Origin of the sequence: Nocardioides sp. (assembly GCF_030150155.1) — a bacterium.
Taxonomy (GTDB): domain Bacteria; phylum Actinomycetota; class Actinomycetes; order Propionibacteriales; family Nocardioidaceae; genus Nocardioides.
In genome coordinates this window covers 24,173-42,280 of sequence record NZ_JASLGR010000025.1, presented here as the reverse complement: position 1 = coordinate 42,280, position 18,108 = coordinate 24,173, and the positions used below count along the sequence as shown (strand labels likewise).

Sequence of the window (18,108 nt, the reverse complement as noted above, 5' to 3'; positions counted from 1 at the left end):
CAGTGGCGTGCCCGGGCCTGCCCCGCCGGGGTCCCTAGCGTGTGATGACATGAGCACTTCTGAGCAGAGCCCGCGCTCTGTCCTGATCACCGGCGGCAACCGCGGCCTCGGACGCGCGATCGCCGAGGCGTTCGTGGCCGCCGGCGACAAGGTCGCCGTCACCACCCGCAACGGCGACGCTCCCGAGGGCACCCTGGCCGTCACCTGCGACATCACCGACCCGGCCCAGATCGAGGCCGCGTTCGCCGAGGTCGAGGCCGCCCACGGCCCCGTCGAGGTGCTGGTCGCCAACGCCGGCATCACCGCCGACACGCTGCTGATGCGGATGAGCGACGACGACTGGGACCGGGTGATCGACACCAACCTGACCTCGGCCTTCCGGCTCGCGCGCCGTGCTTCCAAGGGCATGCTGCGCGCCCGCAAGGGCTCGATGATCTTCATCTCCAGTGTCGTGGGCCTGCTCGGCAGCGCCGGCCAGGTCAACTACGCCGCCTCGAAGTCCGGCCTGATCGGCCTGTCCCGCTCGCTGGCGCGCGAGCTGGGCTCCCGGGGCATCACCGCCAACGTCGTCTCGCCGGGCTTCATCGAGACCGACATGACCAACGTGCTCACCGACGAGCAGCGTGCCGCGATCAAGGCGCAGGTCCCGCTGGGCCGGTACGCCGCTCCCGCCGAGGTCGCCGACGCGGTGCTGTGGCTGGCCGGAGCCGGCTACGTGTCCGGCGCCGTGATCCCGGTCGACGGCGGACTGGGCATGGGCCACTGATGAGTGACGCCACCACCGCAGAGAAGAGCGAGACGATGACCAGCACGATCAACCCCCAGGGCCTCCTGGCCGGCAAGACCATCCTCGTGGCCGGCGTGACGATGGACTCCTCCATCGGCTTCGCCACCGCGAAGATCGCCCAGGAGCAGGGCGCCACCGTCCTGATCTCCAACTTCGGCCGGGCGCTGTCGATCACCAAGCGAATCGCCAAGCGGCTCCCTGTCGAGGCGCCCGTGCTCGAGCTCGACGTCACCGACGCCGACCACCTCGCCGGCCTGGTCGAGCAGGTCCGCAGCCACCTCGGCCCCGACGCCACCCTGGACGGCGTGGTCCACTCGATCGCCTTCGGCAACCCTGAGACCGTCCTCGGCGGCCACTTCGTCGGCGCCCCGTGGCCCGACGTCGCCCAGGCCGTGCAGGTGTCGGCGTACTCCCTGATGAGTCTGACCCAGGCCGTGCAGCCGATCCTGAAGCCCGGCGCGGGCGTCGTGGGCCTGACCTTCGATGCCACCGTCGCGTGGCCGGCGTACGACTGGATGGGGGTGGCCAAGGCCGCTCTGGAGTCGTGCGCCCGCTACCTGGCCCGTGACCTCGGTCCGGCCGGGATCCGGGTCAACCTGGTCAGCGCCGGCCCGCTCAAGACGCTGGCGGCCAAGGCCATCCCCGGCTTCCACGAGATCGACGAGGTCTGGTCCGAGCGTGCCCCGCTGGGCTGGGACAACACCGACCAGGAGCCGACCGCGAAGACGATCTGCGCACTGCTCTCGGACTTCTTCCCGGCGACCACCGGCGAGATCGTCCACGTCGACGGTGGCTACCACGCGATGGGTGCCTGACCGCAGGCACTCCACGCCCGAGCGCTGAACGGGCCACCACTAGGGTTGGTGCATGACGAGGACCCTGGTGGTGGTCCGCCACGCGAAGGCGGAGCAGTTCGGCCCCTCCGACCACGAGCGGCCTCTCGCCGAACGTGGCCTGCGCGACGCGGCCCTCGCCGGCCGCATGCTGGCCGAGGCCGGGATCGTGGCCGACCAGCTGCTCGTCTCCACCGCACTGCGCACCCGCCAGACCTGTGCGGCGATCAGTGACGCCGCCGGCTGGCAGGTCGAGCCGTGGATCGACTCCACCCTCTACGACGCCGGTGTCGACACCGTGCTGGAGCTCCTGCACGCCCTGCCTGAGGACGCCACCACCGCTGTCGTGATCGGGCACAATCCGACCATCGCGATGACCGCCCACCTGCTCGACGATGGCACCGGCGTCGCCCTCGGTGAGTTCGACACCTGCGCCGTCGCAGTCTTCGACGTCGACGTCAGCTGGGCCGACGTCGACGCCGCCACCTGCCGGTTGCGGAGCTTCGCGGTGCCGCGAGCCTGAGGCTCCGACGGCGCGTCAGACCGGGGGAGCGGGGGTCACGATGCCGGCCTCGGCGTCGGCCGCTTCGATCTCCTCGCGCTTGATCCCGAGCAGGTAGAGGATCGTGTCCAGGTAGGGCACGTTGATCGCCGTGCCCGCCTGCGAGCGGACCAGCGGCTTGGCGTTGTAGGCGATGCCGAGCCCGGCCGCGGAGAGCATGTCGAGGTCGTTGGCACCGTCACCGATCGCGACGGTGGCCTCCTCGGGGATGCCGATCTCGGCCGCGATCTCCCGCAGTGCACGGGCCTTGCCGGCCCGGTCCACGACCTCGCCGACGATCCCGCCGGTCAGGACGCCGTCGACGATCTCGAGCTCGTTGGCGCGGGCGTAGTGGATGCCCAGGTCGGCGGCGAGCCGGTCGGTGATCTGGCTGAACCCGCCCGACACGATCGCGAACCGGTAGCCCAGCCGACGCAGCGTGCGCACCAGCGTCCGGGCGCCGGGGTTGAGCTGGATGTGCTGGTAGACGTCGTCGATCGCCGAGGCCGGCACGCCCTGGAGCAGCGCCACCCGGGCGCGCAGCGACTCCTCGAAGTCGAGCTCGCCGCGCATCGCCCGCTCGGTGACCTCGGCGACCTCGGCCTCGCAGCCGGCGTGCGCGGCGATCATCTCGATCACCTCGCCGTGGATCAGGGTGGAGTCGACGTCCATCACGATCAGGCGCATCCCGTGGCGCAGGAGGCTGGCGGGCTGGACGGCGATGTCGACGCCCTGCGCTGCGGCCTCGGCGGCCAGCTCAGCCCGGACCTGGTCCACGTCGGCACCGGACAGGGCCAGCTCGAACGCGGTGACGGGGTAGCGGGCCATCCGCTCGATCCGGTCGATGTTCGCGCCGGCGTCGCGGATCCGGTGGGTGACACCGGAGAGGGCCTGGGCGCTCAGCGGCGCACCGATCACGGTGACGTGACAGCGCCCGGTGCGGTTGCGCCGGCTGTCGCCACTGCCGTGCGCGATCTCCAGGTTCATCCCAAGCTCGGCCGCCGCGGCCGCCATCGCGGCCTCGGCTCCGGCCATGTCGGCGGGCACCGAGGTGAGCACCCCCAAGATGAGGCGGCCGCGCAGCACGATCTGCTCGAGATCGAGTACGTCGACACCGAACTCGGCGAGCGTGGCGAAGACCTGGGAGCTGACGCCACGGCGATCGCGGCCGGTGAGCGTGAACAGGAGCGTGTCGGGCTGTGTCATGGCGGGGCTCACTCTAGGGCGTGTCGGCCGGTCCCCGCGCTCACGGGGCCCAGACCTCCGGCGAGCCCGCCGCCACCAGCGCCCGCCGCGCGCAGCGATCGAGCGGGATCAGGGCGTCACGGCGCGCCGCGGCCTCGGTGAGCGAGACCGCACCACCGTCGTCGACCAGGGCCAGGTCGACCACGCCGGCGGCGAAGAGCGCCCGCGCGGCGAGGTCGCGGCAGCGGTCGGGGATCCCGTCCGGAGCCGGCGGCGCTTCGGTGCGGGTCAGGTCGATCAGCTCGTCGGCGACGTCGGGGCTCCAGTGCGCCACGTCCAGGCGGGCCAGCTCGTCGGCCGCGGCCGGGAGGGCAGCGCGCAGGGCCCTGTCGCACTCGCCGACGTCGGGGAGCTGCCGGCGCGAGGCGGCGTACTCGCGCCACACCACCGCCGCCCCGGTGCGCTCGGGCACCAGGCCGAGCCCGGTGCCGATCAGCACGATCGCCTCGCCCGCCTCCAGGGCGGCGTGGTTGAACGTCGCGGGGCCGCCGAGGCCGACCGGATCGCCCTCGACCGGCAGCGCGACGCCGATGCCGCTGGCCCCGGCGGCGCGGGCCCGGCCCAGTCCGATCAGGAGGCCCTCGACCTCACCGTCCAGGCGCGCCACCAGGTGCTGGGCGTCCTCGCCGCGGACCGCGTCCAGCAGGTCGTCGGCCGACACCTGGCCCCGCAGCCAGGCGGTTCCCCACCAGGCGAAGCGGAGCGAGAGCGGGAGGTCGAAGGTCACCGCGAGAGTCTAAGGAGCCCAGGTGGAGGGTCTCGCTGCCGGGCCGGTCGGGCCTCGGTAGGCTTTGCTTTATGGCTGCGGTGCTCGATTTCGTTGATGTGTCGGTGCGACGGGGCCAGTCCCTCCTGCTGGACTCGCTGACCTGGGCGGTCGAGGAGGACGAGCGCTGGGTCATCCTGGGGGCCAACGGTGCGGGCAAGACCACGCTGATGCAGATCGCCTCCACGCAGATGTTCCCCTCGACGGGCACCGTCTCGGTCCTGGGACACCAGCTCGGCAAGGTCGACCTGTTCGAGCTGCGGCCGCGGATCGGCTTCACCAGCGCCGCCCTGGCCGAGCGGATCCCGGCCCACGAGAGCGTGCGCGACGTCGTCGTCTCGGCGGCGTACGGCGTGCTGGGCCGCTGGCGCGAGGTCTACGACACGATGGACCATGAGCGCGCCGAGTCCCTGCTGCGCGAGCTCGGCATCGTCGCCCTGGGTGACCGGCTCTTCGGCAGCCTGTCGGAGGGGGAGAAGAAGCGGGTCCAGATCGCCCGTTCCCTGATGGTCGACCCCGAGCTGCTGCTCCTGGACGAGCCGGCCGCCGGCCTCGATCTCGGCGGCCGTGAGGACCTGGTCTCCACGCTGTCGATGCTGGCCTACGCCCCCGAGGCGCCCGCCACCGTGCTGGTCTCCCATCACGTCGAGGAGATCCCGCCGGGATTCACCCACGTGCTGATGCTGCGCGGAGGCCGGATGGTCGCCGCCGGACTGATCGACGACACCCTCACCGAGGCCAACCTGTCGGCCACGTTCGGGATGCCGCTGACCCTGGAACACCGCGACCAGCGCTACTGGGCCCGACGCAGGACGCGCGCAGCACGCTAGGGTCTGGCCATGAACTGGCTCGGCGACAATCTGTGGGCGGCATGGCTCGGCATCATGTTCGTGCTGGTGATCGGCGAGCTGGCGACCGTCGACCTGATCCTTCTGATGCTCGCCGTCGGCGCCGCCGCCGGTGCCCTCACAGCCGCGTTCACTGACGCCTGGCCGCTCCAGATCGTGGTCGCCGTGGTGGTCTCGGTGGCCCTGCTGGCGCTCGTACGCCCGAGCCTGGCCCGCCGTCTGCACCGCGGACCCGACCTGCTGGTCGGCCCGCAGCGTCTGATCGGCGTCCAGCTGGTGACGCCGGTGGCGCTCAGTGACCTGGCGCCCGCGCAGCTCAAGATCGACGGCGAGCTGTGGGCATCCCGTCCCGTGGAGGGCGCGGCGCCGATCCCGCCCGGCACCACGGTGATCGTGGTGGCCATCGCCGGTGCGACGGCCGTTGTCGCTCCCGTCGACGCACCCTGACTCGTTCGACCGACGACCGAAAGGAAGGCAACGAGATGGCAGCACTCATCATCCTGGGACTTCTCGTCCTGCTCGCGATCACGATCCTGGCCAAGACGATCAAGATCATCCCGCAGGCCTCGGCCGGCGTCGTGGAGCGGTTCGGCAAGTACCACGGCACCCTGAACCCTGGGCTGAACGTGGTCGTCCCGTTCATCGACAAGGTCCGGTATCACCTCGACATGCGCGAGCAGGTCGTCTCGTTCCCGCCCCAGCCGGTGATCACCGAGGACAACCTGACCGTCTCCATCGACACCGTGATCTACTTCCAGATCACCGACCCGGTGGCGGCGACGTACGAGATCGCCAGCTACATCCAGGGTGTCGAGCAGCTCACCATGACGACGCTGCGCAACATCGTCGGTGGGATGGACCTCGAGGGCACCCTGACCAGCCGTGAGCAGATCAACTCCGGTCTCTCCGTCGTCCTGGACGAGACCACCGGCCGGTGGGGGATCAAGGTCAAGCGGGTCGAGATCAAGAGCATCGACCCGCCGGCGTCCATCAAGGACGCGATGGAGAAGCAGATGCGCGCCGACCGTGACAAGCGCGCCATGATCCTCCAGGCCGAGGGTGAGCGGCAGTCGGCGATCCTCTCCGCCGAGGGCACCAAGCAGTCGGCGATCCTCAACGCCGAAGGTGCCAAGGCGGCGCAGATCCTGGCCGCGGAGGCGGACAAGCAGGCGGCGATCCTGCGTGCCGAGGGTGAGGGTCAGGCGATCGACACCGTCTTCACCGCTATCCACGAGGGCAACCCGGACCAGCCCCTGCTGGCCTACCAGTACCTCCAGATGCTGCCCGAGATCGCGCAGGGCGACGCCAACAAGCTCTGGATCGTGCCGTCGGAGATCGGCGACGCGATCAAGGGCCTGGGCACCCTCGGGTCGAGCCTCACGCCACCCAAGCAGTGAGCCAGCGGTTGATCACGTCGTAGGCCGTCGCCCGGACCTCGGGCAGTGACAGCAGGACGTCGTGACGGGCACCGGCGATCGCCTTGTAGGTGACGTCGGTGCCCACCGCGGTGGACCAGTGCCGGATCTGCTTGACGTCCAGCACCAGGTCGGAGGTGTGCGCCTCCTCGGTCATGTGCACCGTCCAGTGGGTCTGGTCCGAGGAGAGCACCAGCACCGGTGCGGGCACGTCGAGCCCGTCGTGCAGGCGGGCGTGCCCCTCGCGGATGGCCTTGAGCCAGCCGGCGTACACCGGGAAGGAGGTCAGCGGCTTGAGGTCGAGCTCGAAGTCCCACTCGCCCTCGTGGTCGCGGTGCAGGCTGCGGGCGTAGATCCCGCTGACGTGCCGCTTGATGTGGAAGCGCGGGTAGCGGCCGCCGAGCTGCTTGAGCACCGGCGTGCCCACCACGCGCAGCAGGGGAGAGCCCTGCAGGTCGAGCCAGGGGCTGTTGAGCACCATCCCGGAGAGCTGCTTGGGCTGGCGGTCGTGCGCCCACAGCGGCATGGTGAGGCCGCCGGTGGAGTGCGCCGTGACGATCATGTCGGTGTGACCGTCGCGCTCGGTGATCAGTCGCCAGGCCTCGTCGATCTCCTCGTAGTAGGTGGTGAGGTCCTCGACGTAGTTCGGGGTCTGGTGGGGCCGCAGGGAGCGGCCGTACTTGCGCAGGTCCAGGGCGTAGAAGTCATAGCCGCGTCCGCTCCACCACTCGGCCTGCTCCTTCTGGAAGAAGTAGTCCGAGAACCCGTGCACGTGCAGCACCGCCTTGACGGTGGTGCTGCCGTCGGTGCTGCCGTCCGCGCTGGGCTCGGCGGGACGCTTGACCAGCGTGGCGACGACGTCGCCCTCGTCGTCGGGCGCCAGCGGGATCGTCTCGGCGGTGTACGGCGCTCCCAGGCGATCGGTGACCGGCTCATTCGTCAGGTCCAGCGTCATACCGTCAGTCTGGCATAGCGTGGACGGGGGAATAGATCACCGCCTGCTACGCTTCTACCTATTGCTTGAACATTCAAGTGATCCTGAGGAGGAGAGATCATGGGCATGCAGTTCGGAATCTTCACGGTCGGCGACCTGACCGCCGACCCCACGACCGGCACGACCCCCACCGAGCACGAGCGGATCAAGGCCACGGTCGCGATCGCCAAGAAGGCCGAGGAGATCGGCCTGGACGTCTTCGCCACCGGCGAGCACCACAACCCGCCGTTCATCGCCTCCAACCCGACCGCCACGCTGGCCTACATCGGTGCGCAGACCGAGAACATCATCCTGAGCACCGCCACCACCCTGATCACGACCACCGACCCGGTGCTGATCGCCGAGGACTACGCCAAGCTGCAGCACCTGGTCGACGGTCGCGTCGACCTGATGATGGGCCGCGGCAACACCGGCCCGGTCTACCCCTGGTTCGGCAAGGACATCCGGCAGGGGATCAACCTCGCGATCGAGAACTATGCGCTGCTGCGTCGGCTGTGGAGCGAGACGAACGTCGACTGGCAGGGTCGGTTCCGCACGCCGCTGCAGGGCTACACCTCGACCCCGCGTCCGCTCGACGGCGTCGCGCCGTTCGTGTGGCACGGCTCCATCCGGAGCCCCGAGATCGCCGAGCAGGCGGCCTTCTACGGTGACGGCTTCTTCCACAACCACATCTTCTGGCCCGCCTCCCACACCGAGCAGATGGTGCGGCTCTACCGTGAGCGCTGGGCGCACCACGGTCACGGCGCGCCCGAGACCGCCATCGTCGGCCTCGGCGGGCAGTTCTTCATGCGCAAGAACAGCCAGGACGCGATCAACGAGTTCCGTCCGTACTTCGACAACGCCCCGGTCTACGGCCACGGGCCGAGCATGGAGGACTTCACCCAGGCCACGCCGCTGACCGTCGGCTCGCCGCAGCAGGTGATCGAGCGGACGCTCTCCTTCCGTGAGTACGTCGGCGACTACCAGCGCCAGCTCTTCCTGATCGACCACGCCGGCCTGCCGCTCAAGACCGTGCTGGAGCAGCTCGACCTGTACGGCGAGATCCTGCCCACCCTGCGTGAGGAGTTCGCCAAGGTCCGCCAGCCCGGCGTGCCGGACGCGCCCACGCACACCAGCCTGGTCGAGCTGGCCGGTGGCCCGAAGGACACCGCCGTCTACGGTGTCGACGACGCCACCGGCACCAGCGACCGCACCGACCTCGACGGAGAGCTGTGATGACGACCCGGATCGTGGTGGCCTCGGCGGGGCTGAGCGTCCCGTCGAGCACCCGGCTGCTCGCCGACATGCTGGCCAACGCCAGCGAGCAGGCCGTCCAGGCGCGCGGCGTCGAGGTCGAGGTGGAGCACATCGAGCTGCGCGGTCTGGCCCACGCCCTGACCGACCACCTGCTCACCGGGTTCCCGACGGCGGAGCTGGCTCATGCCCTCGACGCCGTACGTCGGGCCGATGGCGTGATCGCCGTGACACCGGTCTTCTCCGCGTCGTACTCGGGCCTGTTCAAGACGTTCTTCGACGTCCTGGAGACCGGGGTGCTCGACGGCACCCCGGTGCTGGCCGCCGCGACGGCCGGCACGGCTCGGCACAGTCTGGTGATCGACCATGCGCTGCGCCCGCTCTTCTCCTACCTGCACGCGGTCGTCGTACCGACCGGTGTCTTCGCCGCGACCGACGACTTCGCCGCGACCGGGGTCGGGGCCGGCGGGGACCTGCACAAGCGGGTCGAGCGGGCCGCGTCCGAGTTCGCCGCGCTGGTCACCGGTCACCAGGCGGCGCTGGCCGGCGGCGACGGTGCCGGCGGCGACGGTGCCGGCGCCACGGCGGAGCCGAAGCGGCGCCTGGTGGAGGACGAGTTCGCCGACCCGACGGACTTCTCGGTCCTGCTGCGACGCGCCAGCCAGGGCTGAGGCTCGGGCCCTCAGCCGACCTGGCTGAAGTCGAGGCCGTTGCTGTCGACGAAGGCGAAGAGCTCGGCGGCCGTGCTGGCCGCGGCGAAGTAGTGGCCCTGCACCCGGTCGATGCCGAGCTCCTGGGTGAGCTCGAGCTGCTCGGCGGTCTCCACGCCCTCCATCACGATGGTCAGGCCCAGGGAGCGCAGCATCGCGACGGTGTGGGTCAGCATCACCAGGCCGCGGTGGCCGCTGAGCAGCAGCCCGCGGTCGAGCTTGACGGTGTGCCAGTGGCGACGGATCAGCAGCGGGATCCGGGTGTTGCCCGAGCCCAGGTCGTCGAGCGAGATGCCCACCCCGAACCGCTCCAGCTGGTCGGCCAGGGCGTCCTCGCGTGCACCCCAGGCCTCGGCGTCGCCGCGCTCGGTCAGCTCCAGGACGAGGTCGACGCCGAGCCGGTCGGCCTCCTCGGCGACCCACTTGATCATCGTGCTGGTGTCGCGGAACTGCTCCTGCTCCAGGTTGATGCTCAGCGAGAGCCGGCGCCCGAGCCGGCGTGAGGCCTCCGAGACCGTCTCCAGGGCCTGCTTGGCGAGCTGTCGGGTGACGATGTCGAGGACACCGGCACGGACCGCCGAGCCGACCAGCTGCTCGGGGTTGAGGGATCCCAGCAGCGGTAGGCTGCCGCGCAGCAGGGCCTCCCAGCCGACCAGCTGGCGGGTGCGCAGGTCCACGATCGGCTGGTAGGCGACGTCGACGCCCTGGTCCAGCAGGCGGCGCAGGATCTCGTCCTCGTCGAAGGCGACGATCGGTGCGGCAGGGACGATCCGCTCGGCCTTGCGCTGGCGCAGGTCACGCTCGGCGCGGGCGAGCAGTGACTCGGCCGAGTCGTGTCGGTGCGCCGAGAAGGCCCGGCCCAGGGAGCCGGTCACGGAGATGGTGATGCCGTCGGCCTCGACCGGCTGCCGGATCACGCCCGCGACGTGACGGCACAGGTCGTCGAGGTGGGCGGCGTCGCGGACGTCGGAGATCAGGGCGACGAACTCGTCACCCCCGAACCGGCCGAAGCGCCAGCCGGGGCACTGCGCGGCGAGGCGCTGACCGATCGAGGCCAGCAGCTGGTCGGCGCGCAGGTGGCCGTAGTCGCTGTTGACCTGCTTGAAGTGGTCCAGGTCGAGGAAGACCACACCGAGGCGCTGGCCCGCGGCGCGGGTGCGCACGGTGTCGCGCAGGTGGGTGCGCCAGTGGTCGTAGGCCCACAGCCCGGTGAGCTCGTCGGTCACCGAGGCGGTCCACAGCCGGCTCTCCCGGTCGACCTGGGCGTGCGAGGCACGTGCCATCGCGGCGAGCCCGGCCACGAGGCGGGTGTCGTAGCGGCTGAAGGCGAAGTCGCCCGGCTCACGACGCAGCACCAGCACCGCCCCGTCGCGGACGTGCTCGCTCAGCGTGTCGGGTCCGGCGTCGGTCGGCTCGATCGCCGTCGACCCGGCGCGCACGTGCGCAGTCACCAGCCGGATCAGGGTGTCGTCGATCTGGTCGGGCGCCCACGGCGTGGTGGTGGAGGCCTCGGTGAGCGCATCGGTGACCCGGGTGAGCATCAGGATGTGGACGGCCTGCGCGATCGCGAGCCCGCCGAGCCCGACCGCGGCTCCGGTCGCGAGCGCCGGCCAGGGGTCCTCGCCGAAGCCGGAGGCCTGGTCGATCACGAGGACGAGGCCGGCGGCGTACACGATCCCGATGCAGACCAGCACCGCGAACCGCGGGCCGAACGGGGAGCCGGTGTGCCCGGGGCGCGCCCACTCCAGCACGGCATGGGCCAGGGCGAACACCACCACGCCGACCAGCACCCGGTCGTACGGCGCCCGGTGCAGGTCCACCCACGGCATGGTTGCAGCGCACGCGGCCCCGGCCACGATCACCGTGGCGGCCCGCGGCAGGCACTGACGCCACGAGCCGATCAGGACCCGGTAGCCGAGGATCACCGCCAGTGCCCACGCCGCCACCACGGGCCACAGGTCGTCGGGCTGCTCGGTGCCCAGCACCGCCAGTGCGCTGCCGGCCAGGATCGGCGTCGCCTCCCGCGTGGTCGGACCGTGCACGAAGACGCCGGCGAGCAGAGCCAGCACGGCAGCAGCGCCCAGCGTCACCAGGACCTCCGCCGAGAGGGCGGGGGAGCGCTGCTGCCAGGCACTCACCGCACCGGTGATCACTGTCAACGCCGCGACGCAGGCAAGTCCGTCGAAGACGGACCGTCGGGTCAACGGCATGGCGCCCACAGTAGTGGCGCGAGGCCCTTCTGTCTTGGAGTGCGAGACCCGCGTCTCAGTGCTGGTAGGTCCCGACCAGCACGGCACGGCCGGCGGTCTTGAACGCCAGGTTGAAGCCGACCACGGCCGGGGTGACGTCGGGGCTCACGCCCAGCGTCAGCTCGGTGACGGCGTGCACGACGAAGAAGTAGCGGTGCACCTGGTCGCCCTCGGGCGGGGCGGCACCGCCGAAGGCCCGGACGCCGAGGTCGTTGCGGACGTGGAAGGCCCCCTCGGGCAGGCCCGCGTCACCCAGTGCGCCGGCACCGGTGTCGAGCGAGGTCACGTCGGCGGGCACGTCGCAGACCACCCAGTGCCACCAGCCGCTGACGATCGGCGCGTCGGGGTCGTAGCAGGTCACGGTGTAGGACCGGGTGCCCTCGGGACCCGGCTCCCAGGAGAGCTGCGGCGAGGTGTCGCCACCGGAGGCCACCTGGGCGTCGTCGAGCGGCTCGCCGTGGGTGACATCGGTGCTCGTCACACCGAACGACGCGACAGCGGGAAGGAGGGTGTACGGGTCCGGGTGAACGGGACGGTCCAGGCTCATGCTCAGGAATCTAGCCCGATCCGCGATGATGGTTCCATCATGGACTTTCCCCCCTACCCCTCGGGCCTCATCCTCACCGGTCGTCGCGTCGTCGTTGTCGGCGGCGGACAGGTCGCCCAGCGCCGCATCCCGGCGCTGCTCGCCGCCGGCGCACGCGTCGAGGTGGTCTCGCCCCACGTCACGCCCGCGATCGAGGGGATGATCGAGGCCGGTGAGCTCTCCTGGCGCGAGGGCCGCTTCGAGGCCGCCGACCTCGACGGCGCCTGGTACGTCATCGCCGCGACCCAGAACCGCGAGGCCAACGAGGCGGTCTCGGTCGCGGCCGAGGAGCGCCGGATCTTCTGCGTCCGCTCCGACGACGCCGAGGCCGCCACCGCCTGGACCCCCGCGGTGGGGCGCGACGACGGCGTCACGGTGGCGGTGCTGGGCAACCGCGACCCGCGGCGCTCGGCGCGGATCCGGGACGAGATCGTCGAGGGGCTGCGCGAGGGCGCCCTCGCGGCACGGCACGAACGCCGTCGTACGCCGGGAGTCACGCTGATCGGCGGTGGTCCGGGTGACCCCGAGCTGATCACGGTGGCCGGACGCAAGGCGCTGATGGAGGCCGACGTCGTGGTGGCCGACCGGCTGGCCCCCCGTGAGCTGCTCTCCGACCTGCCGGCCGACGTCGAGCTGATCGACGTCGCCAAGCTGCCCCGCGGCAGCTCGGCCACCCAGGAGTCGATCAACCAGGTGCTGGTCGAGCGGGCGCTGGAGGGCAAGGTCGTGGTCCGCTTCAAGGGCGGCGACAACTTCGTCTTCGGCCGCGGCTACGAGGAGCTGCTGGCCTGCGCCGAGGCCGGTGTCCCGGTGCGGATCATCCCGGGCCTGACCAGCCCGGTGACCGTGCCCGGCCTGGCCGGGATCCCGGTCACGCATCGTGGTGTCACCCACGAGTTCACCGTGATCTCGGGCCACGTGCCGCCGGGCCACCCCGACTCGCTAACCAACTGGGAGGCGGTCGCGCAGCTGCGCGGCACCGTGGTGCTGATGATGGCGGTGCAGAACGCTCCGGCGATCGCGGCGACCCTGATCGCCGGTGGCCGCGACGCCGCCACCCCGGTCGCGGTGGTCAGCGACGGCTCGATGGCCACCCAGGCCACGGTGGTGGCGACGCTGGGCACTCTGGCCGAGCGGCTGGAGGCCGAGCAGGTGCGTCCGCCCGCGATCATCGTGATCGGCGATGTGGTCGGGGTCGCGTTCCCCGACGCCCACTGACGCCGATGGCCGAGCTGATCGAGGTCACCGACCCGACCGACCCGCGCCTGGCGGACTACCGCGACCTGCGCGACGTCCAGCTGCGCAGCACCCTCGAGGTCGAGCACGGCCTCTTCCTCGCCGAGGGCGCCAAGGTCGTGCGGCGTGCCGTCGAGGCCGGGTTCGAGGCGCGTTCGTTCCTGATGGCGCCGAAGTGGCTCGACGGCCTGGCCGACGTCCTGGAGCGCTCCGAGGCGCCCTGCTACGTGATGTCGGAGCGGGCCGCCGAGCAGGTCACCGGCTTCCACGTCCATCGCGGCGCGCTGGCCTCCCTGGCACGCAACCCGCTGCCGAGCGCGGTCGAGGTCCTCGACCACGTCCGTACGTCGTCACCGCACCGTCGCCGGCGGGTGGCGGTGCTGGAGAACCTGGTCGACCACGCCAACGTCGGCAGCGTGTTCCGTAACGCCGCGGCGATCGGCATCGACGCGGTGCTGATCACCCCGCAGTGCGCCGACCCGTTCTACCGGCGGGCGATCAAGACCTCGATGGGTAACGTCTTCCAGGTGCCGTGGACCCGGACCACTGGCATGCCCGACACTCTGGCGGCGCTGCGCGAGGCGGGCTACACCACCGTCGCGCTGACCCTGTCCGAGGACGCCATCGAGCTCGACGACCTGGTGGCGATGGAGCTCGACGCGATGGCGTTCGTCTTCGGCACCGAGGGCGCCGGGGTGGACCCGCGTACGGCGCGCCAGGTCGACCTGCGGGTGAAGATCCCGATGGAGCCGGGCGTGGACTCCCTCAACGTCGCCGCGGCGACGGCGGTGACGTTCTACGCGACCCGCTGACCCGGCCCGCGGTCGGGCTCAGCCCCGCCGCGGCGTGACCGGCCAGTCCTCGGGGAACTCCTCGGCCAGCTTGTCGTGGGTCTTGGTGAGCTTCTTGCGGGCTCGGTCCGACAGCCCGTCGGCGAAGACCCGGCCGTAGAGGTGGTCGGTCTCGTGCTGCAGGCAGCGTGCCAGCAGCCCGTCGCCCTCGAAGGTCACCGGCTGGCCGTCCAGGCCGACGCCGTCGACCTTCGCCCAGTCGGGACGGGCCCGGTTGACGAAGGCGCCGGGGAAGGACAGGCAGCCCTCGTCGTCGTTGTCGAGGTGGCGCTCCTTGCCCTCGGGCAGGGTGAGCACGGGGTTGCAGACCACGCCGACCCAGCGCTCGCCGGCGTCGTCGGGGCAGTCGAAGACGAAGACCGAGCGGTCCACGCCGATCTGGCACGCGGCCAGGCCGACGCCGTCGGCGGCGTACATGGTGGCGACCATGTCGGCGGCCAGGGCGCGCAGCTCGTCGTCGAACTCGGTGACGGTGGCCAGGGTGCGGTGCATGACCGGGGTGCCCCAGCGGGTGATGGTGCGGACGGTGCCTCCGGTGGGGAGGGCGCCGTAGGGCGCGTGGTCAGCGGGCTCGGCGGGGACACTCACCCGCCGAGGATAGGCGTGCGGGGTTCAGGACGAGGAATCTGTAGCGCATTGTGTAACTCGGAGTTACAGTTTCTCCATGTCTCTCCTCACCAGTCTCAAGGGCGGCGGCCGGCACGGCGTCGCAGCGACCGAGACCCGCGATCCGATCGGCCTCGCCGTCGCCGCGCTCAACCGCCTCGCCCAGAGTCCGCTGCTGGACCGGCTCGGCGTGCGCAAGCAGACCGAGCAGACCGTCTTCACCCTGACCCGCGGCGGCTTCAAGGCCGCGACCAGCGCCGGTCGCACCTTCGCCCGGGCCGGCCGACGGGGGAGCGCGGGCGTGCGCTCGACCCCCGCCGTGCGCCCCGGGGTCTTCGACCTCACCCCGAGCGAGGACGAGCAGATGCTCGTCGACGTCGCCCGGGAGTTCGCCGAGGAGGTGCTGCGTCCCGCCGCCGCCGAGGCCAACGAGACCTGCGAGGCCCCGTCTGAGCTGCTCGGCGCCGCTGTGGAGATCGGGCTGCCCGTGCTCGGCGTCCCCGAGGCACTCGGCGGAGTCTACGAGGAGCGCTCGGCCACCGCCGGTGTGCTGGTCGCCGAGGCGCTCGCCCACGGCGACATGGGGCTGGCCGTCGCCGCGCTCGGCCCCGGCTCGGTCGCCACCGCGCTCAGCCTGTGGGGCACCGAGGAGCAGCAGCAGACCTACCTGCCGGCCTTCACCGGCACCGACGTCGCAGTCGCCGCCCTCGCCCTGACCGAGCCCGCCGTCCTCTTCGACGTGCTGGCGCCCTCCACCACCGCCCGGCGCGAGGGCGACTCCCTCGTGCTCGACGGGGTGAAGTCGCTCGTCGCCCGCGGTGCCGTCGCCGAGCTGTACGTCGTCGGCGCCGTGCTCGACGGTGCCCCTGTCCTGGTCCTGGTCGAGTCGGCCACCGCCGGACTCAGCATCGAGGCCGACCCGGCGATGGGGGTGCGGGCTGCGGGCATGACCACGCTGACGCTGAGCGAGGCCCGGGTCCCGGCGGCGAACCTGCTCGGTGCGACCGACGGCTCCACCTACCGCGAGTGCGTCAGGCTGTCCCGGCTGGGCTGGTGTGCGCTGGCGGTGGGCACCGCGCAGGCAGTGCTCGACTACGTGACGCCGTACGTCAAGAGCCGTGAGGCCTTCGGCGAGCCGATCGCGCACCGCCAGGCGGTCGCCTTCTCGGTGGCCGACATCGCGATCGAGCTCCAGGCGATGCGGCTGCTCACCTGGAAGGCGGCCGCCCGCGTCGCCCAGGGGATCGACGCCACCCGCGAGATCGCGCTGGCCCGCCGGCTGTGCGCCGACAAGGGCATGCGGATCGGCTTGGACGGCGTCCAGCTGCTCGGCGGGCACGGCTTCGTCAAGGAGCACCCGGTGGAACGGTGGTACCGCGACCTGCGGGCCATCGCCGTGATGGAAGGGACGGTGCTGGTCTGATGGCCATCAACCTCGAGGACCCGAAGAAGCTGCGCCCCGTCCGTGACCAGGTGCACCAGGTCGCGATGAACATGTTGCGGCCGATCTCGCGCAAGTACGACCGCGCCGAGCACGCCTACCCCAAGGAGCTCGACATGCTCGCGGCGATGGCCGACGGGCTCGCCGCCTCCGGCTCGGGCGAGGGGGCCGGCGCGACCGGCGTCCGGCGCGGCGCGAACGAGGCCGAGGAGGGCGTCCGCAACGGCTCCAACATGGCGTCGGTGATGACCGTGGCCGAGATGTGCTGGGGTGACACCGGTCTGACCCTGTCGATGCCGCGCCAGGGCCTGGGCAACTCCGCGATCGCCTCGGTCGCCAACGACGAGCAGCTGGCCCGCTTCGACGGCACCTGGGCCTCGATGGCGATCACCGAGCCCGCGTTCGGCTCCGACTCCGCGCAGGTCTCCACCACCGCGACCAAGGACGGCGACGAGTACGTCCTCAACGGCGAGAAGATCTTCGTCACCGCCGGGGAGCGCTCGGACTCCGTGGTGGTCTGGGCCACCCTGGACAAGACCCTGGGCCGGGCGGCGATCAAGTCGTTCGTGGTGCCCAAGGGCACCCCCGGCCTCAAGGTGGAGCGGCTGGAGCACAAGCTCGGCATCCGGGCCTCCGACACCGCGGTGATCACCTTCACCGACTGCCGGGTCCCGGCCGCCAACCTGCTGGGCTCGGAGGAGGTCAACGTCGCCGAGGGGTTCGCCGGGGCGATGGCGACCTTCGACAACACCCGGCCGCTGGTCGCCTCGATGGCGGTCGGCTGTGCCCGCGCCGCCCTCGACCTCACCCGCGAGATGCTGGGCAAGGCCGGGATCGAGATCGACTACGACAGGACCCCGATGGCCCAGTCGGCGGCTGCGGCCAAGTTCCTCCAGATGGAGGCCGACTGGGAGGGCGCCTACCTGCTCACCCTCCAGGCCGCGTGGATGGCCGACAACCGCAAGCCCAACTCGCTGGAGGCCTCGATGGCCAAGGCGAAGGCCGGCCGGGTCGGCTCCGACATCACGCTCTCGTGCGTGGAGCTGTGCGGCTCGATCGGGTACGACGAGGGCGAGCTGCTGGAGAAGTGGGCCCGTGACTCCAAGATCCTCGACATCTTCGAGGGCACCCAGCAGATCCAGCAGCTGATCGTGGCGCGACGAGTGCTGGGGCTGAGCAGCTCCGAGCTCAAGTAGTCCGTACAGTGGGGCGCCGTGACGATCCTGGTGGTCAGCGCGACGCCCGAAGAGGCAGCGCACGTTCCCGCGTCCTATCGACTGCTCATCACGGGCGTGGGCAAGGTCGCGTCGGCCACTGCGGTGGCCGACGCCCTCGCCCGCGACCCGGAGATCAGCGAGGTGGTCAACATCGGCTCGGCCGGGGCGCTGCACGACCACCTGGCCGGGCTCCATCTCGTCGGGTCGGTGCACAACCACGACCTGTCGGCGCAGGCGCTGCGGGGCTTCGGCTACGACCCGCAGGAGTGGATCACCGTCGGTGACGGGATCCGGCTCGCCACCGGCGACCTCTTCGTCGCCGACCCGGCGGTGCGAGCCCGCCTGGCGCAGGTCGCCGACCTCGTCGACATGGAGGGGTACGCCGTCACCTGGGCGGCCCAGCGGGCCGGCGTACCGGTGACGCTGGTCAAGCACGTCTCCGACCACGCCGACGACGGCGCGTGGGAGTGGGCCGCGGTGATCGACGAGTCAGCTCGCGAGCTGGCCGCCTGGCTGCGGGAGCATCGCCCCGCTGCGGGCTAGGGGGACG

At 71.4% G+C, this 18,108-nt stretch carries 18 protein-coding genes and 1 pseudogene; 13 read left to right on the top strand and 6 right to left on the bottom strand.

All coding sequences use genetic code 11. The features are described from left to right. The first annotated feature begins 49 nt into the window (after positions 1-49). From fabG to Q1V88_RS06465, 3 genes are read left to right on the top strand one after another with little or no spacing between them, the layout of a single operon-like run. Complete coding sequence (gene fabG, locus Q1V88_RS06475) at positions 50-766, top strand: 3-oxoacyl-ACP reductase FabG (protein WP_300679490.1); 717 nt, start codon at positions 50-52, stop codon at positions 764-766. Beyond that, positions 766-1,602: an enoyl-ACP reductase FabI gene (gene fabI / locus Q1V88_RS06470; RefSeq protein ID WP_300679487.1), complete on the top strand. Its 837-nt coding sequence runs from the start codon at positions 766-768 to the stop codon at positions 1,600-1,602. The genes fabG and fabI overlap by 1 nt, the downstream gene beginning before the upstream one ends. Positions 1,603-1,654: 52 nt before the next feature. Continuing rightward, positions 1,655-2,143: a histidine phosphatase family protein gene (locus tag Q1V88_RS06465; RefSeq protein ID WP_300679485.1), complete on the top strand. Its 489-nt coding sequence runs from the start codon at positions 1,655-1,657 to the stop codon at positions 2,141-2,143. A 15-nt stretch (positions 2,144-2,158) separates the two neighbouring features. Here Q1V88_RS06465 and serB read toward each other — a convergent pair whose 3' ends face one another. Both serB and Q1V88_RS06455 read right to left on the bottom strand, forming a co-directional pair. Continuing rightward, positions 2,159-3,367, bottom strand: a complete 1,209-nt coding sequence (serB, locus tag Q1V88_RS06460) for a phosphoserine phosphatase SerB (protein ID WP_300679482.1) — start codon at positions 3,365-3,367, stop codon at positions 2,159-2,161. Between the two features lie 40 nt (positions 3,368-3,407). Beyond that, positions 3,408-4,133 (bottom strand): hypothetical protein, encoded by a 726-nt coding sequence (locus tag Q1V88_RS06455; RefSeq protein WP_300679480.1) that lies wholly within the window; start codon positions 4,131-4,133, stop codon positions 3,408-3,410. A 71-nt stretch (positions 4,134-4,204) separates the two neighbouring features. On the opposite strand from Q1V88_RS06455, the gene Q1V88_RS06450 reads away from it, so the two are divergent. The 3 genes and pseudogenes from Q1V88_RS06450 to Q1V88_RS06440 all read left to right on the top strand — a co-directional run. Then, positions 4,205-5,002: an ABC transporter ATP-binding protein gene (locus Q1V88_RS06450; RefSeq protein ID WP_300679477.1), complete on the top strand. Its 798-nt coding sequence runs from the start codon at positions 4,205-4,207 to the stop codon at positions 5,000-5,002. 9 nt (positions 5,003-5,011) lie between these two features. Then, positions 5,012-5,467 (top strand): NfeD family protein, encoded by a 456-nt coding sequence (locus tag Q1V88_RS06445; protein WP_300679474.1) that lies wholly within the window; start codon positions 5,012-5,014, stop codon positions 5,465-5,467. Positions 5,468-5,502: 35 nt separating this feature from the next. Continuing rightward, positions 5,503-6,387, top strand: a pseudogene (locus Q1V88_RS06440) (SPFH domain-containing protein); the annotation flags it as partial. A gap of 10 nt (positions 6,388-6,397) precedes the next feature. Here Q1V88_RS06440 and Q1V88_RS06435 read toward each other — a convergent pair. After that, positions 6,398-7,390: an alpha/beta hydrolase gene (locus Q1V88_RS06435; RefSeq protein WP_300679471.1), complete on the bottom strand. Its 993-nt coding sequence runs from the start codon at positions 7,388-7,390 to the stop codon at positions 6,398-6,400. Between the two features lie 105 nt (positions 7,391-7,495). Here Q1V88_RS06435 and Q1V88_RS06430 point away from each other — a divergent pair, with 105 nt between their 5' ends. Both Q1V88_RS06430 and Q1V88_RS06425 read left to right on the top strand, forming a co-directional pair. Then, positions 7,496-8,644, top strand: a complete 1,149-nt coding sequence (locus Q1V88_RS06430; RefSeq protein WP_300679543.1) for an LLM class flavin-dependent oxidoreductase — start codon at positions 7,496-7,498, stop codon at positions 8,642-8,644. Next, positions 8,644-9,333, top strand: a complete 690-nt coding sequence (locus Q1V88_RS06425) for an FMN reductase (protein WP_300679469.1) — start codon at positions 8,644-8,646, stop codon at positions 9,331-9,333. Before Q1V88_RS06430 ends, Q1V88_RS06425 begins: the two co-directional genes overlap by 1 nt. 11 nt (positions 9,334-9,344) lie before the next feature. Here Q1V88_RS06425 and Q1V88_RS06420 read toward each other — a convergent pair whose 3' ends face one another. Together Q1V88_RS06420 and Q1V88_RS06415 are read right to left on the bottom strand one after the other, a co-directional pair. After that, on the bottom strand, positions 9,345-11,582 hold the full coding sequence (locus Q1V88_RS06420) for a bifunctional diguanylate cyclase/phosphodiesterase (protein WP_300679466.1): 2,238 nt from the start codon (positions 11,580-11,582) through the stop codon (positions 9,345-9,347). A gap of 55 nt (positions 11,583-11,637) precedes the next feature. Continuing rightward, positions 11,638-12,168, bottom strand: coding sequence for a YbhB/YbcL family Raf kinase inhibitor-like protein (locus Q1V88_RS06415; RefSeq protein WP_300679463.1), 531 nt, complete (start codon positions 12,166-12,168; stop codon positions 11,638-11,640). Between the two features lie 39 nt (positions 12,169-12,207). Between Q1V88_RS06415 and cobA the strand changes: the two genes are divergently transcribed. Together cobA and Q1V88_RS06405 are read left to right on the top strand one after the other, a co-directional pair. After that, positions 12,208-13,425 carry a uroporphyrinogen-III C-methyltransferase gene (cobA, locus tag Q1V88_RS06410; RefSeq protein WP_300679461.1) on the top strand — a complete coding sequence of 406 codons (1,218 nt, stop codon included), beginning with the start codon at positions 12,208-12,210 and terminating at the stop codon, positions 13,423-13,425. A gap of 5 nt (positions 13,426-13,430) precedes the next feature. Beyond that, positions 13,431-14,255 (top strand): RNA methyltransferase, encoded by an 825-nt coding sequence (locus Q1V88_RS06405; RefSeq protein WP_300679458.1) that lies wholly within the window; start codon positions 13,431-13,433, stop codon positions 14,253-14,255. 18 nt (positions 14,256-14,273) lie between these two features. Here Q1V88_RS06405 and def read toward each other — a convergent pair whose 3' ends face one another. Then, the gene (def, locus tag Q1V88_RS06400) at positions 14,274-14,882 is read right to left on the bottom strand and encodes a peptide deformylase (protein ID WP_300679456.1); all 609 of its coding nucleotides are present in this window, start codon (positions 14,880-14,882) and stop codon (positions 14,274-14,276) included. 76 nt (positions 14,883-14,958) lie between these two features. On the opposite strand from def, the gene Q1V88_RS06395 reads away from it, so the two are divergent. From Q1V88_RS06395 to Q1V88_RS06385, 3 genes are read left to right on the top strand one after another with little or no spacing between them, the layout of a single operon-like run. Continuing rightward, positions 14,959-16,323 carry an acyl-CoA dehydrogenase family protein gene (locus Q1V88_RS06395; protein WP_300679453.1) on the top strand — a complete coding sequence of 455 codons (1,365 nt, stop codon included), beginning with the start codon at positions 14,959-14,961 and terminating at the stop codon, positions 16,321-16,323. Continuing rightward, positions 16,323-17,537 carry an acyl-CoA dehydrogenase family protein gene (locus Q1V88_RS06390; protein ID WP_300679450.1) on the top strand — a complete coding sequence of 405 codons (1,215 nt, stop codon included), beginning with the start codon at positions 16,323-16,325 and terminating at the stop codon, positions 17,535-17,537. The genes Q1V88_RS06395 and Q1V88_RS06390 overlap by 1 nt, the downstream gene beginning before the upstream one ends. A gap of 18 nt (positions 17,538-17,555) precedes the next feature. After that, the gene (locus tag Q1V88_RS06385) at positions 17,556-18,101 is read left to right on the top strand and encodes a nucleosidase (protein WP_300679447.1); all 546 of its coding nucleotides are present in this window, start codon (positions 17,556-17,558) and stop codon (positions 18,099-18,101) included. Positions 18,102-18,108: the final 7 nt, after the last annotated feature.